Annotated in this window: 13 protein-coding genes; 7 read left to right on the top strand and 6 right to left on the bottom strand. The window is 55.9% G+C overall.

Translation table 11 applies throughout. From position 1 onward, the window contains the following. The first annotated feature begins 51 nt into the window (after nucleotides 1–51). On the top strand, nucleotides 52–1,338 hold the full coding sequence (locus tag SP99_RS21310) for a dicarboxylate/amino acid:cation symporter (RefSeq protein ID WP_025759448.1): 1,287 nt from the start codon (nucleotides 52–54) through the stop codon (nucleotides 1,336–1,338). Nucleotides 1,339–1,564: 226 nt separating this feature from the next. Next, nucleotides 1,565–3,058, top strand: coding sequence for a M16 family metallopeptidase (locus SP99_RS21305; RefSeq protein ID WP_045286577.1), 1,494 nt, complete (start codon nucleotides 1,565–1,567; stop codon nucleotides 3,056–3,058). Nucleotides 3,059–3,121: 63 nt separating this feature from the next. Here the strand turns inward: SP99_RS21305 and SP99_RS21300 are convergent, their stop codons facing one another. Next, nucleotides 3,122–4,051 carry a 2-dehydro-3-deoxygluconokinase gene (locus SP99_RS21300; protein WP_047959666.1) on the bottom strand — a complete coding sequence of 310 codons (930 nt, stop codon included), beginning with the start codon at nucleotides 4,049–4,051 and terminating at the stop codon, nucleotides 3,122–3,124. Between the two features lie 229 nt (nucleotides 4,052–4,280). Between SP99_RS21300 and pdeH the strand changes: the two genes are divergently transcribed. Further along, nucleotides 4,281–5,054 (top strand): cyclic-guanylate-specific phosphodiesterase, encoded by a 774-nt coding sequence (pdeH, locus tag SP99_RS21295; RefSeq protein WP_025759444.1) that lies wholly within the window; start codon nucleotides 4,281–4,283, stop codon nucleotides 5,052–5,054. Between the two features lie 65 nt (nucleotides 5,055–5,119). Then, on the top strand, nucleotides 5,120–7,162 hold the full coding sequence (locus SP99_RS21290; protein ID WP_047959665.1) for an AsmA family protein: 2,043 nt from the start codon (nucleotides 5,120–5,122) through the stop codon (nucleotides 7,160–7,162). A 93-nt stretch (nucleotides 7,163–7,255) separates the two neighbouring features. On the opposite strand, the gene SP99_RS21285 is transcribed toward SP99_RS21290, so the two are convergent. From SP99_RS21285 to SP99_RS21275, 3 genes are all read right to left on the bottom strand, one after another. Then, nucleotides 7,256–8,578 carry an MFS transporter gene (locus SP99_RS21285; protein ID WP_047959664.1) on the bottom strand — a complete coding sequence of 441 codons (1,323 nt, stop codon included), beginning with the start codon at nucleotides 8,576–8,578 and terminating at the stop codon, nucleotides 7,256–7,258. A gap of 260 nt (nucleotides 8,579–8,838) precedes the next feature. Beyond that, nucleotides 8,839–9,864 (bottom strand): inner membrane protein YhjD, encoded by a 1,026-nt coding sequence (yhjD, locus tag SP99_RS21280; protein ID WP_047959663.1) that lies wholly within the window; start codon nucleotides 9,862–9,864, stop codon nucleotides 8,839–8,841. Nucleotides 9,865–9,914: 50 nt separating this feature from the next. Then, on the bottom strand, nucleotides 9,915–10,814 hold the full coding sequence (locus tag SP99_RS21275; protein WP_047959662.1) for a LysR family transcriptional regulator: 900 nt from the start codon (nucleotides 10,812–10,814) through the stop codon (nucleotides 9,915–9,917). 119 nt (nucleotides 10,815–10,933) lie between these two features. Between SP99_RS21275 and SP99_RS21270 the strand changes: the two genes are divergently transcribed. Beyond that, on the top strand, nucleotides 10,934–11,692 hold the full coding sequence (locus tag SP99_RS21270) for an SDR family NAD(P)-dependent oxidoreductase (protein ID WP_047959661.1): 759 nt from the start codon (nucleotides 10,934–10,936) through the stop codon (nucleotides 11,690–11,692). Between the two features lie 172 nt (nucleotides 11,693–11,864). Next, nucleotides 11,865–12,467, top strand: a complete 603-nt coding sequence (locus tag SP99_RS21265) for a helix-turn-helix transcriptional regulator (RefSeq protein WP_025759436.1) — start codon at nucleotides 11,865–11,867, stop codon at nucleotides 12,465–12,467. Here SP99_RS21265 and SP99_RS21260 read toward each other — a convergent pair. Both SP99_RS21260 and SP99_RS21255 read right to left on the bottom strand, forming a co-directional pair. Next, nucleotides 12,446–12,784, bottom strand: a complete 339-nt coding sequence (locus tag SP99_RS21260) for a lysozyme (protein ID WP_047959660.1) — start codon at nucleotides 12,782–12,784, stop codon at nucleotides 12,446–12,448. The two genes, SP99_RS21265 and SP99_RS21260, sit on opposite strands and share 22 nt — an antisense overlap. A gap of 72 nt (nucleotides 12,785–12,856) precedes the next feature. Then, nucleotides 12,857–13,396, bottom strand: a complete 540-nt coding sequence (locus SP99_RS21255) for a GNAT family N-acetyltransferase (protein ID WP_047959659.1) — start codon at nucleotides 13,394–13,396, stop codon at nucleotides 12,857–12,859. Between the two features lie 146 nt (nucleotides 13,397–13,542). Here SP99_RS21255 and SP99_RS21250 point away from each other — a divergent pair, with 146 nt between their 5' ends. Further along, nucleotides 13,543–15,132, top strand: a complete 1,590-nt coding sequence (locus tag SP99_RS21250; protein WP_025759434.1) for an STY4199 family HEPN domain-containing protein — start codon at nucleotides 13,543–13,545, stop codon at nucleotides 15,130–15,132. Nucleotides 15,133–15,155 lie beyond the last annotated feature (23 nt).

The raw sequence follows: 15,155 nt of genomic DNA, 5'->3' as shown, positions 1-15,155 counted from the left end.
GGTTAACCATAACCTTACAAAACCTGTGGTTTTTCTTCCCAAGGACACCTTATGAAAACCTCACTCTTCAAAAGTCTTTATTTCCAGGTCCTGACAGCCATCGCCATCGGTATTCTGCTGGGTCACTATTACCCTGAACTGGGCGCACAAATGAAACCGCTTGGCGACGCGTTCGTTAAGCTCATCAAAATGGTCATCGCCCCGGTGATCTTCTGTACGGTCGTGACGGGCATCGCGGGCATGGAAAGCATGAAGGCGGTTGGCCGAACCGGTGCCGTAGCGCTGCTCTATTTTGAAGTGGTCAGTACGCTGGCGCTGATTATTGGTCTGATCATCGTCAACGTGGTGCAGCCAGGCGCGGGTATGAACGTCGACCCGTCGACGCTGGATGCGAAAGCCGTCGCGGTTTACGCCGAGCAGGCGAAGGATCAGGGTGTGGTCGCCTTCCTGCTGGACGTCATTCCTGGCAGCGTAATTGGCGCGTTTGCCAGCGGTAATATCCTGCAGGTTCTGCTCTTCGCCGTGCTGTTTGGTTTTGCCCTCCACCGTCTGGGCAGCAAAGGCCAGCTCATCTTTAACGTCATTGAAAGTTTCTCGCAGGTGATTTTCGGCATCATCAATATGATCATGCGCCTGGCGCCGATTGGGGCCTTCGGTGCGATGGCCTTCACCATCGGTAAATACGGCGTCGGTACGCTGGTGCAGCTGGGGCAGCTGATTATCTGTTTCTATATCACCTGTATCCTTTTCGTGGTGGTGGTCCTGGGCTCCATCGCCCGTGCGACAGGTTTCAACATCTTCAAATTTATCCGTTACATCCGCGAAGAGCTGCTGATTGTTCTGGGGACCTCCTCTTCAGAATCGGCGCTGCCGCGTATGCTCGATAAGATGGAAAAACTGGGATGCCGTAAATCGGTGGTGGGGCTGGTGATCCCGACGGGTTACTCTTTCAACCTGGATGGCACCTCGATCTACCTGACGATGGCGGCGGTGTTTATCGCCCAGGCGACCAACAGCCATATGGATATTGTCCATCAGATCACCCTGCTGGTGGTGCTCCTGCTCTCTTCTAAAGGGGCGGCAGGCGTGACGGGCAGTGGCTTTATCGTGCTGGCGGCGACGATTTCCGCGGTAGGGCACCTGCCGGTGGCGGGTCTGGCGTTAATTCTCGGGATTGACCGCTTCATGTCAGAGGCGCGTGCCCTGACCAACCTGGTGGGTAACGGCGTGGCTACGGTGGTAGTGGCGAAATGGGTCAAAGAGCTGGATCACAAAAAGCTCGACGATACCCTGAACAATCGTTCATCGGACAGCAAAAATCCGGGTTTATCCTCTTAATCTTGTCACAAATGCCCGTATTCCCTTGTCGGGATGCGGGCTCCTGCGCATAATAACTGTTCGTACCTGTCATAATTCGACAAGATTTTTTTGGGTATATTTCACTTCTGACCGTGACGTTTTGCCGAATGCGCGGTCTAATCGACGTGTTTTCATCGTCATCTTTAAGAGTGAGGCGCGTCGCGAGGCACTCTTTTTTAACCAGGAATGTTGATCAGGGGTTCACATGCAGGGCACAAAAATTCGACTCTTAACCGGCGGTTTGCTGATGATGGCAGCAGCCAGTTATGTGCAGGCAGATGCGCTCCAGCCAGACCCGGCCTGGCAACAAGGAACATTAGCGAACGGTTTTCAGTGGCAGGTGTTAGCCACGCCGCAGCGTCCCAGCGATCGTATTGAAATCCGTCTGTCTATTAATACCGGTTCCCTTACGGAAAGCACTCAGCAAACCGGTTTTAGCCATTTTATTCCCCGGCTGGCGCTCACTCAGAGCGGCAGCTTGCAGGCTGTTCAGGTGCGTTCGCTTTGGCAACAGGCCATCGATCCGAAACGCCCACTCCCACCGGCTGTTGTCTCGTATGACTACACCATGTTTAACCTGAGCCTGCCTAATAACCGTAACGATCTGCTTAAAGAAGCCCTCACTTATCTCTCCGATGCCTCTGGCAATCTGGCGATTACGCCGGACACCGTCAACTATGCGTTGAGCAACAGCGACATGGTGGCGACCTGGCCTGGTGATACCAAAGAGGGCTGGTGGCGTTACCGCCTGAAGGGTTCCGCATTACTGGGGCACGATCCGGCTGAACCGCTGAAACAGCCGGTAGACGTCGAACAGGTTAAATCCTTCTACCAGAAATGGTACACCCCGGACGCGATGACGCTGATCGTGGTGGGTAACGTGGACAGCCGCGCAGTGGTTGAGCAGATCAACAAAGCGTTTGGCGATTTGAAAGGCAAGCGTGAATCACCGGCCCCGGTGCCGACCCTCTCTCCGCTGCGTGCAGAGCCTGTCAGCATCATGACGGACACCGTGCGTCAGGACAGACTCTCCGTGATGTGGGATAACGCCTGGCAGCCAATCCGTGAGTCCGCGGCGCTGTTGCGCTACTGGCGTGCCGATCTGGCCCGTGAAGCGTTGTTCTGGCATGTTCAGCAGACGCTCAGTAAGAACAACGTGAAGAATATCGGTCTTGGCTTTGACTGCCGCGTGCTGTTCCAGCGTGCGCAATGCGCCATTAACGTTGAATCACCGGGCGATAAGCTGAATGCAAATCTGGGTGTGGTCGCGAAAGAGCTGGCAAAAGTGCGTAAAGAGGGGCTTCCTGAAGAGGAGTTCAATGCTCTCGTGGCGCAGAAAAAGCTGGAGCTGCAGAAGCTGTTTGCGACTTACGCTCGCGCCGATACCGACATTCTGATCAGCCAGCGTATTCGCTCTCTGCAGAACCAGGTGGTGGACATTGCGCCGGAACAGTACCAGAAGCTTCGTCAGGACTTCCTGAACGGTCTGACCGTCGAGATGCTCAATCAGGACCTCCGTCAGCAGCTGTCGCAGGATATGGCGTTGATCCTCCTGCAACCGAAAGGCGAGCCGGAATATGACATGAAGGAACTGCAGACAACCTGGGATTCCATTATGGCTACCGCGCCGCAGCCAGCGCAGGCCGCGACGGCGGATGATTTACACCCGGATGCGACGGATATTCCGCAGGGGCAGTAATGCTTAAATATTCCCTCTCCCTGTGGGAGAGGGTTAGGGTGAGGGCAACAGCCCGCACCTGACTTAAACAGGCATCGCCTCACGCGGAATAATCGCCCCGCGATACTGAATAACAGTGCTGGCCGTCAGGTGCCCACGCTGTGCTGCCGCTTCCGGCGTGCCGCCCGTCAGACGCACCGCCAGATACCCCGCGCTGAATGAATCACCCGCCGCCGTGGTATCAATCACGTTCTCTCTGGCAAGCTTCACCGCCGGGACGTCAACCACCGCTTCCCCCGTAATCGCCACCAGACACGACTCCGCGCCGCGCTTAATCACCACTTCTTTCACGCCAGCCGCCTGCGTGCGCGCAATCACGTCCTCAACCGGTTTTTCTCCCCACAGGGCGTCTTCATCGTCGAGGGTCAGGAAGGCGATGTCGGTGCATTGCAACATCTGCTGATAGACCTGCTGCGTCTCTTCGCGGCTGGCCCACAGGCGTGGACGGTAGTTGTTATCGAAAATCACCTTCCCGCCGTTGGCGCGGCATTCGCGCAGCAACGACAGCAGTTTTTCGCGGCTGGACGGACTCAGAATAGCCAGGCTAATCCCGCTCAGGTAGAGGTAGTCAAACGTCGCCAGCGTTTCGCAAATGGCGGCGGCGTCGTCGCTCTCCAGCCAGTATTTCGCCGCGGCTTCGTTACGCCAGTAGTAGAACGTACGCTCGCCGGTCTCATCGGTCTCAATGTAATACAAACCCGGCAGGCGGTTTTCCATACGCTGGATCAGTGAGGTATCAATATGTTCACTCTGCCAGGCCTCAAGCATCTGCTGGCTGAAGCTGTCCGTCCCCAGGGCGGTAACGTAGTTCACGGTGAGCGCCTCAGGCGCAACCTGACGGGCAATATAAACGGAGGTGTTTAACGTATCGCCACCAAATCCGCGGCTGACGTCCGCGCCTTTTTGGGACAGCTCAATCATGCATTCGCCAATCACGGCAATTTTTTTAGACATAGTCGTGAACCTGAACAGAGTAATTTTCGCTAGTGTGCGCTGGGTGAATTAACAGGTCAACTATATTAAAACAACGTTCCATTATTTTATTTGAGCCAGCGCGTGTTCCTGCTCATTGCTGTCATCTTAATTTCATTTTCCGGGTTAATTGAACATAAAGTTCTCAATTGCCGCGCCGATAATCCTGTGACGAGTCCAGAAAGGCCATCCCAACAACAGGACATCTGAAATGAAGTCAGAGCAGGTTATCCAGCGGCTGAGCACTACGCCTGAGGCAAGTATTGAGAACTTGCAGGAGCATCGCTACTGGCTGCAATGTGAGCGCGCGTACACCTATCAGCCGATCTACCGAACGGATGGCCGACTGATGGCCATTGAAATATTGACCGTGGTGACGCACCCCTCAAACCCTACTCAGCGTATTGCACCGGATCGCTACTTTGCCGAAGTGGCCGTTCGCCAGCGTCTGGATGTGCTGGAAGAGCAGCTCCGTATGCTGGCGACGAAGCAGACCTTTTTCGAACAGCACGATATCCTCGCTTCGGTCAACGTTGATGGCCCGACTCTGCTGGCGCTGCGTCAGAATGCGAAATTGCAGGAGCTGATCGCCACCCTGCCGTGGATGCGCTTTGAGCTGGTGGAGCATGTCCGCCTGCCGCAGGACTCCTCGTTTGCGTCGATGTGCGAATTTGGCCCGCTATGGCTGGATGATTTTGGCACCGGCATGGCGAACTTCTCCGCCCTGAGTGAAGTGCGTTATGACTACATTAAAGTGGCTCGCGATCTGTTTATTATGCTGCGCCAGACCCCGGAAGGGCGGAATCTGTTTACGCTGTTATTACAGCTGATGAACCGCTATTGCCAGGGCGTGATTGTTGAAGGCGTGGAAACCCTGGAAGAGTGGCGTGACGTGCAAAACTCTCCCGCCGCGGCGGCGCAAGGCTATTTCCTCTCTCGCCCGGTACCCATGGATCGCCTCGATAGCGTGATAACGACCCTCTGATAAGCCCGCTTCCCTTTGTCTGGACTATAGTTTTACAGGACAGGTCATCAGGAAAGGGGATAAAAATGACGAAAACAACCAGGGTAATCTCCTGGACCGCAGGGATTTTCTTGTTGTTGATTGTGGTCGTCGTCATCATTATTGCGACGTTTGACTGGAACCGCCTTAAGCCGACCATCAACCAGAAAGTCTCAACCGAGCTGAATCGCCCCTTCGCTATACGCGGTGATTTAGGGGTAGTGTGGGAGCGTCAGAAGGAGGAGCCCGGCTGGCGAAGCTGGATCCCCTGGCCACATGTCCACGCCGACGACATCATTCTCGGCAACCCGCCCGATATCCCTGATGTCACCATGGTGCATCTGCCGCGCGTGGAAGCCACCCTGGCTCCGCTCGCGCTCTTCACCAAAACGGTCTATCTGCCGTGGATCAAGCTGCAGCAGCCCGATGCGCGCCTGATCCGTCTCTCTGAAAAAAACAACAACTGGACCTTTAACCTTGCCAGCGACGGCGAAAAAGATCCGCATGCCCGGCCCTCGTCCTGGTCATTCCGTCTCGACAATATTCTCTTCGATCGCGGACGGATCGCCATCGACGATAAAGTCAGCAAGGCGGATGTGGAGATCCTGGTCGATCCGCTCGGCAAGCCGCTGCCCTTTAGCGAGGTGACGGGCACGAAAGCCAAAGGCGACACCGCAAGCGTAGGGGATTACGTCTTCGGCCTGACGGCAAAAGGGCGCTACAACGGCCAGCCGCTGAGCGGAAAAGGAAAAATGGGCGGTATGCTGGCGCTCCGCAGTGAGGGTACGCCGTTCCCGGTGCAGGCGGATTTCCGCTCCGGGAACACCCGTGTGGCGTTTGTGGGGACGGTCAACGACCCGATGAACATGGGCGGCGTCGATCTTCAGCTCAAATTTGCCGGTGATTCGCTGGGTGAGCTGTATGAACTGACCGGCGTACTGCTCCCGGATACCCCGCCGTTTGAAACGGACGGGCACCTGGTCGCCAAAATCGACAGCGAAAAGTCCTCTGTTTTTAACTACCGGGATTTTAACGGCCGCATCGGCGACAGCGACATCCACGGTTCGCTGACCTACACCACCGGGAAACCGCGCCCCAAACTGGAGGGGGATGTCGAGTCTCGTCAGCTGCGACTCGCCGACCTGGGTCCGCTGATCGGCGTCGATTCCGGCAAAGGGACGAAGTCAAAAGAGGTGAAGAAAGATCTCCAGCCAGCCGGGAAAGTACTGCCCTATGACCGCTTTGAGACGGATAAGTGGGATGTGATGGACGCGGACGTGCGTTTCAAAGGCAGAAAAATTGAGCACGGCAGCACGCTGCCAATCAGCAATCTTTCGACCCATATCCTCCTTAAAAATGCTGACCTGCGCCTGCAGCCGCTGAAGTTTGGTATGGCGGGTGGGACCATCTCGTCGAACATTCACCTCGAAGGCGATAAAAAGCCGATGCAGGGGCGAGCCGATATTCAGGCCCGCAGGCTCAAGCTGAAAGAGCTGATGCCCGATGTGGAGCTGATGCAGAAAACCCTCGGTGAAATGAACGGCGATGCCGACATACGCGGCGTGGGGAACTCCGTGGCGGCGCTGCTGGGAAGCAGTAACGGTAACCTCAAGCTGCTGATGAATGACGGGCTGGTGAGCCGCAACCTGATGGAGATCCTCGGGCTGAACGTCGGGAACTATATCATCGGGCAGATCTTCGGTGACGATGAGGTGCGGGTGAACTGTGCGGCGGCCAACCTGGACCTGGTGAACGGTGTGGCGCGTCCGCAGATTTTTGCCTTTGACACGGAAAACGCGGTGATCAACGTGACCGGCACCGCCAGCATGGCCTCGGAGCAGCTTGATTTGACCATTGACCCGGAAAGTAAGGGGATCCGTATCATCACCTTGCGTTCGCCGCTGTATGTGCGCGGCACTTTCAAAAACCCGCAGGCGGGGGTAAAACCCGGGCCGCTGATTGCACGCGGCGCGGTGGCCGCAGCCCTCGCGACGCTGGTCACCCCAGCCGCAGCGCTGCTGGCGTTGATTTCACCGTCAGAAGGGGAAGCGAATCAGTGCCGGAATATTTTGTCGCAGATGAAGAAGTAAGGTGCGGTCTGTTATTGCCGGGTGGCGCTGCGCTTACCCGGCCTACATTTGAATCGTAGGCCGGGTAAGGCATAGCCGCCACCCGGCATTAGCTTACAAAGCCTGATGCTTAGTCTCGTGCGTCAGCAGCAGCGCAATCAGCGTCAGCGCCGCCATGGCCGCCAGATAGACGCCCACATAGAACAGGCCATAATTCGCCTGCAGCCAGGTGGCGATATATGGCGCAACGGACGCGCCCAGAATAGACGAGACGTTATAGGAGAACGACGCGCCGGTATAACGCACTTCCGTCGGGAACAGCTCCGGCAGCAGCGCGCCCATCGGACCGAAGGTCAGCCCCATCAGGCTCAGGCCAATCAGCAGGTAGGCCATCACCAGCGCCGGACTACCTGAGCCCAGCAGCGGCGGGAAGACAAACAGGGCAAACAGAATAATGAGCGAGGTAATCGTAATCATGCTCGCACGGCGACCAAACTTATCCGCCAGCAGACCCGCAATCGGTACCATCACGCCAAACCCAATAACCGCCATCATCAGCATCCACAGCACTTCGTTACGCGGCAGCCCCAGCCCAACCGGCGCGGCGGCGGTACTGAAGGTCATGGAGTAAACCGTCATGATGTAGAACAGCGTGTAGGTGGCCAGCATGATAAACGTGCCCAGCACGGTCACGCGGACGTGTTTAGTCAGCAGTGTACCCAGCGGCACTTTCACCTGTTTTTTCGCCGCGGCGACTTTCGCGAACACCGGCGTTTCGTGCAGAGAGACGCGGACATACAGGCCAATCAGCACCAGTACGGCGGAGAACACAAACGGGATACGCCAGCCCCAGCTCATGAACTGTTCATCCGTCAGCAGCCATGAGAGCAGCAGGAACGTCCCGTTCGCAAAGAAGAAGCCAATCGGTGCGCCAAGCTGCGGGAAGGAGCCATACAGCGCGCGTTTACGCGCCGGGGCGTTCTCGGTCGCCAGCAGCGCCGCGCCACCCCATTCACCGCCCAGGCCCAGACCCTGACCAAAACGCGCCAGCGCTAGCAGGACCGGCGCCAGAATGCCGATGGTCTCATAGGTCGGCAGCAGGCCGATGGCGACGGTGGAGATCCCCATCGTCAGCAGCGAGGCCACCAGCGTCACTTTACGTCCAATGCGATCGCCAAAGTGTCCAAACAGCGCCGAGCCAATCGGACGCGCCACAAACGCGATGGCAAAGGTCGCCAGAGACTGTAGCGTGGCCGCCGTCGGGTCTCCCTGCGGGAAGAAAATATGCGGGAAGACGATAACCGCGGCGGTGGCGTAAATATAGAAGTCGAAGAACTCAATGGCGGTGCCAATCAGCGAGGCGACGACGACTTTATTGCGCGAGTTTACCGGAACGTTTTCCGTTCCTGAGTCGAGTGTGGTGGCTGTTGCTTGCATAATATTTTCTTATTTTTGTCGAACGAAAGGCCATATTACGCACAGCAAAAGCGACATTTCAATCTGTAACAAAGCCGCGGGCTGGTGATAAAAGCAACAAAAAGCGGATAATTTTCAGACCAGCCAAATCACGTCTATGAAATGCTTCACAGATTTTAAATATCAGTCAATAACACTGGTTTTTGGTTAAATAAAAGTTACGGTCTGGATTTATATGCTGAAATGATGAATCGGGCTGAAATTTCAGCCCGGAAGAAGGGTTAGCGGTGCGTTTTGCCCGGCATCCGCGGGTCATCTTTATACTCGGCGGTGGCAATCCACGCTGCGCAGAACAAGGTCAGACGGGCGAAGAAATAGAAGAACGCCATCAGGCCCAGCACCGAGCCAAACGCCGCGCCAGACGGGGATTTCACCAGCGATGGCAGGGTGTAAGTCATCACAATTTTGATGACTTCAAAGCCGATCGCCGCAATCAACGTGCCGCGGATCAGCGCCTTCTTACGCGGGCGATGGCGCGGCAAACGCCAGAAGATCCAGAAGAACAGCAGATAGTTGGCGAAGATGGAGATGGCCAGCCCAATGCCCCGCCAGGCGGGTTTCAGCCATTCGATATAATCCAGATAGAGCGCGGAGATAATCAACTGCTGCGCCGAGCCCGCCACCGAGGTAATGGAAAGCGTCACGATGAGTGCGACCAGCAGGCCAATCAGCGAAACAAAGTCGCGGAGATACTTCACCCAAATCTTCTCCTGATCCTGCGGCTTACGCTCCCAGACATCGCGCGACTGGGCGCGAATGGCCTCGCGCAGGTTGCCCATCCAGTTTACGCCGGAGTAAAGGGCGATCAGCAAACCGACGATGCCGACCGTAGTACGCTGCTGAACAGCGGTATTGATGGTGCTTTTAAGCGTGCTGGCCAGGGTCGGGTCACTGACGTTATTCAGGATCTTCGTGAAGATATCCTGCAGCAGCGTCGGGTGTGAGGCGAGCACAAACCCGGCCGCCGCAAACGACACCATCAGGATCGGAATCATCGACAGGAAGGAAAAATAGGTGATGGCGGCGCCAAACTGGTTCCCCATGCGGTCATTAAAGCGCTCAGTTGCGCGTATCAGATGCGCCACCATGGGAAACTGCTGGATTCTTGCGGCGATGCCGGTGACGGTTCCCAGCGCCTTGCTGACGGTGCCAGGTGCTTTGGCCTCTTCTGGCCCGGTTTCCATCTTCCTGATGGGATCATACTCTAATTGTTGGGTGGGTCGTTGCGGGTTGTTTTCCGGCGTCACGCGTCTTTTCCTTTTCGTTTGGCTGGATGTTATTGAATTATAGCTTGCGACTAATCCACGTAAGCTTTTGTGAGTTCAGTAAGCCACTCCATAAACAGATGTACACGGCGGGAGAGGTTGCGGCGGTGGGGATAAATCAGCGAGACCGGCATCGGTTCAGCCCGGTACTGCGGGAGGATCTCGATAAGCTTCTTCGCCCGCAGAGAATCACGCACCCCGACGCGCGGGACCTGAATAATCCCCAGCCCGGCCAGACAGGCCGCCTGGTAGGTTTCTGTACTGTTAACGGTTAATACCCCGCCCGTTTTAATCCACTGGGTGCTACTGCCGTTATAAAACTCAAAGCCCTGAGGGCGGGTTCCCAGCATCGCAGCGTAGTGAATCACAGCATGGGAGCCTAAATCATCCAGCGTTTCCGGATAGCCGAAACGCGCCAGATAATCCGGGCTGGCGCAGTTAATCACCGACAGCTTGCCCAGCGGACGGGCGATCAGCCCCGAATCCTTCAGCGTGCCGACGCGTACCACGCAGTCAAACCCTTCACGGATCACATCCACCAGACGATCGCTGCTGCTGAGCTCCAGTTCGATACCCGGGTACTGCTGCAGAAACGCTGGCAGTTTAGGGATGACTAAATTTCGTGCAACGCCGACGGGCATATCCACGCGCAGCCGTCCGCTGATGCTGGAGGGATCGTGCTGAAACATACCGTCCAGTTCATCGAGGTTCGCCAGCAGATCTTTTGCCCGTTCGTAATAGACCATGCCGTCCTGCGTCAGGCTGACGCGGCGCGTGGTGCGGTGCAAAAGCTGGGTGCCAAGCCGGTTCTCCAGGGCCTGAATTTGTCGTGAAACGCTGCCTTTCGGCAGCGTTAATGTTTCTGCCGCGCGGGAAAAACTCTCCAGCTCCGCGACGCGGACAAACAACTGCATTGCGTGAATTTTATCCATAGCTGCCGCTCATTGTTGTTGCAGATGAAACAGTGAAGCGCTCTTTGCTGTCTTTATTGATCTTCTATCACCTAATAAGCTCTTTCTCAATCTCCCTAACAGCCAAAACGAGGTTTATGATGACTGAACGTATCGCATTAGTGACTGGTGGTAGCCGCGGTCTGGGTAAAAACGCCGCCCTGAAGCTGGCGGCAGACGGAACAGGAATTATCCTGACTTACCATCGCAATCAGCAGGACGCACTGGATGTTGTGCGCGAAATTCAGGAAAAAGGGGTCAACGCGGCGGCATTGCAGCTCAACGTCGGGGATATCGCCAGTTTCGACGCGTTTGCCCTGCAGTTACAGGAAATCCTTAAGTCTGTCTGGCAACGTGAACGTTTTGATTATTTATTGAACAATGCCGGAACGGGTTTATTCACGCCGTATGCCGAGACGACGGAAGCCCAGTTCGATGAGGCGTTGAGTATTCACTTTAAAGGACCGTTTTTCCTGACCCAGCGTCTTCTGCCCTTGCTGAACGATGGCGGGCGGATCCTCAACGTCTCCAGCGGGCTGGCCCGTTTTACTCAGCCAGGGGCCGGAACCTATGCGGCGATGAAAGGGGCGATGGAAGTGCTCACCCGCTATCAGGCGAAAGAGTTGGGGGCGCGGGGGATCTCCGTCAATATCATTGCGCCAGGGGCGATCGAGACGGATTTTGGTGGCGGAAGTGTGCGCGACAACGCCCAGCTGAATCAGACGCTGGCTTCGCAAACGGCGCTGGGCCGGGTTGGCCTGCCCGATGATATTGGCGATGCCATTGCGGCGCTGCTGAGCGATAAACTGGGCTGGATGAATGCGCAACGTATTGAAGTGTCTGGCGGGATGTTCCTGTAATACGCCGCCTTAAGGGGACGGACCCCCTTAAGGAAATCCTTAAGTAAAGTGTGTCAGGATACGGCAGATATAAATACCCCTGGCGATTTTGTAACCGCTCCGTTCATTGAGTTTTTTCTCAAATCCCCCCTCTGTAGAATCCCCCTTCGCTATTCTCAGAGGGAGAAAAACGATGCGAGTAATCATGTTTGACAGGCAGTCACTATTTATTCATGGAGCGATACACAGTCTGCGGACGTTAATTCCGGAAATAAATATCACTGGAACCTGTCAGGCAGAAGATTTATGGGCGCAGATGTCCGCGTCGCCGTCTGCTATTGTCCTGATTGACGGTAATTTAATTCAGGATGAGGGATGTGGTGTGCTGGATGATATCCTGCATCGCTTGCCGACGATACGCGTGATCATGGTTCTGGCGAAAAAAGAGGCCAGATGGGTTGAACAATTGCGCCAGCGAAACATCATGGCCATTATTCCCCGCACTGCCAGCCCCGAGCGCTTTTCCGCCGTCCTGGACTCGGTGTCCAGAGGGATGGTCTGCTTTCCCGGAGAGTGGGTCAGAAAGCCGTCGTCGCCACAGGCGTTACTGGCATTAAGTGAACGCCAGCGCGAAGTGCTGAAACTGCTGGCGGCGGGGGAGTCAAACAAAGAGATTGGGCGCAACCTCAACATCAGTGCGGCCACGGTAAAAGCGCATCTGGAGGCGCTTTTCCGGCGGCTGGACGTTAAAAACAGAACTCAGGCTGCGATGTACTACACCCGGGCGACGGCCTGAAAAATCGTTTCCGGCAGCGAAGGTATCTCTCCGAAGCTGAACATCATCATCACCAGCGTGTCATGCTGCTGTTGGGTTAATGGACGTGTCACATTTTCCCGCAGCAGCGCCTCGCACAAGCGAATGTCCTCCTGAAGCAGCGCGTCGGCCTCCAGCGGAGTGACAGGACCGTGAAACTGCTCCCGATCGCGGATAACGTGGCCGTAGCCGATAACCCATAATCCGTGTTCGTCACGATATTTCTCCAGAGAAAGCCCCTGATGCTTTTTTATTAATTCAATGGCGGCAGAAGATATTTCCAGCGTAAGACCGTTCATATTCGTTTCCTCTCAAGAGGCGACACTGTAGAGGAAACGATTTACGATAAATATCCGCCAAATGGCTGTTAATCAGGAATTGTTGTTCAGATATTCCTGCCGTAATAAACCAAATAACCAGTCATTCTGCCAGCGCCCCGCCAGGTAATAGCTCTCACGTAATTCGCCTTCCAGGCGAAACCGGGCTTTTTCCAGCAGACGTCTTGAGACGACATTCCCGGCGGTAACGGTGGCGGTGAGTCGGCGTATGCCGCCCTCTTCAAAGGCATAGCGGCAGAGCGTCTGCAGGGATTCGAAGCCGTAGCCTTTTCCCTGCGCCTCGGGTGCGAAAAGAAAACCGACTTCTGCGCAATCCTCCTCCCGATGAATATAGCCGGTGACGCCCAGCGGAACCCGGGTGAGGGCATCACGGACGACGAGACACAGCCAGTGCGCACTGCCCGGCGTCCAGGGCGTCAGGCGGGCCTCAAACGCGGCGCGGATGTCCGCGACGGGGCGGTCTTCCGCCACAAAGCGCATAACGTCGGGATGTTGCTGTAACGCCAGAAAAAAGGTCCAGTCCTGTTCCTGCAGGGGCGAACAGTGAAGGCGAGGGGTAATTAAAACTGGCATTCAGATTCTCCTGACATTTTTAAATGATTTTAGGGTTGTCACTTTATTTAAACAGAAAGTCAGGTATGGTTAACCTCGTATAAATAAAAAGAAAAACGGCCTTCACGTGCCCATTCGGATGTCTTCGTTGTCACTTAAGGAAAATAATGACTCTCAGCACATCACATCATATTCGCGAACAGTTCGAACACTGTCTGGCAGTCATTCGCCATGCGTCGGTGGAAATTTTACTTCTTCTGAATGTACATGCTTCGGAGGGTAAAGATCCACGCTGGTTTCTGGAGCAGCTCGACAGCGCGCGCTTAGCCCAGGGCGGCTGGGGTGCCGTGGCGAAGAAGCTCAACCTGAATGATGCCGAGATGTCGGAATTTACCCTCCAGCTGCGCCTGTTACAGCAGCGGGTGCCGCAGTATGAAAGCGGGCAGGATGTGAGTGAAAACCAGCTGATTGCGGCGATGCGGTTTGTGACCGCGCTGGAACATCTCCGCCTGCAGCAGCCGCTGTTGACCTACAGCACGGAGCTGGCACCGGGCAGCGAACTTCAGCAGCAGCAGGCGCAAAAACAGGTGCGTGCGATAGAGCTGATGTTAAAAGGGCTTATTCAGCAGGCCTGGCCCGATCCGGTGCGCCTCAACAACCATCTCAAGACGCTGTTTAACGCTGACCGCGTCAGACGCTGGCTGAAACTGGGTGAGATTAACGATGTCCTGAGCGGCATGATGTTCAGTGAACTGGCGCAGATGCTGGTGGATAAAAAAGAGTTCAGCCGCTACTACGCCTCACTGTTTAACGACCCCGCCATGCTTACGCTTCTGGTGGAGCCGCGAAAAACCCTACAAACTTTCCTCGACGACATTCGGCAAATCCGCAACCACCTCACCGTACAGAAAGCGTTAAGTTCGGCGCAAATTCAGCTGCTGGATAGCTACTACACGCAGATCTCACGGCCGGTTCAGCGGGCGTTTGAGGAGGGGAGAACCCGCGTCAATCCGGCCGGATTCATGGCGGTGGATGCCAGCGAATTGCATACGTTCTGGGAAAAGGCGCAGAAAATGGATCGGGTCACCGGCGGGGATCTGTTTGAAGTCCGAGACACCATTGAAAAGCCGACGCAGCGCGCGCCGCGTACCCCGGAACAACGCGAACAGCTCATTTCCGGTGTGTTATGGGGGGCGGTTGGCGTCATGGTGATTGCTATTGTGGCGGGGGGCTTCTGGCTGGTGACCAGCAGCAAACCGCAACCTGCCGTTGCCAAAGCCGCAGAAGCGGCACCGCCACAGGAAATGCGCGAGACCCCTTCCTCGCGTGAAACACTCACGCGAATGGGCGTTACCTGGGACGAGAATAATTTCCGTTCGGCCATCAACCGCAACGATACCCGCGTGGCGCAGCTCTTTTTGCAGGGCGGAATGGACTGGAAGCTCTCCTGGACCGAAGAGGCGATGTCGGCAGGTTATGACGACGTGCTGGAGGTGATGCTGCGCTACCGGCAGAACATGGTGGAAGAGAAGCCGTGTCGTCGCTTTATTAACACGCTCAGCCACGCCATGGCGAACGGCGAGTCGCTGACTTCCGTAAGGAAAGAGTATCTGAAAGCGTTCTGCACCGTGCCTGCGGTGGTGAAACGCCAGCAGCACGATCTCGACATGGCGACGCGCCGGGCCCAGTCGCAGCCGGATGCCAGCAACAAAAAATGGCAGTCCATCCAGACGGCCATTTATGAGGTGATCCGCTGATTTCTACTCCCTCTCCCTGTGGG

The organism is Enterobacter sp. BIDMC92, assembly GCF_001030225.1.
GTDB lineage: Bacteria > Pseudomonadota > Gammaproteobacteria > Enterobacterales > Enterobacteriaceae > Enterobacter > Enterobacter sichuanensis.
Note: the sequence above shows the minus strand (reverse complement) of the source record. Positions and strands in the feature narration are given on the sequence as shown.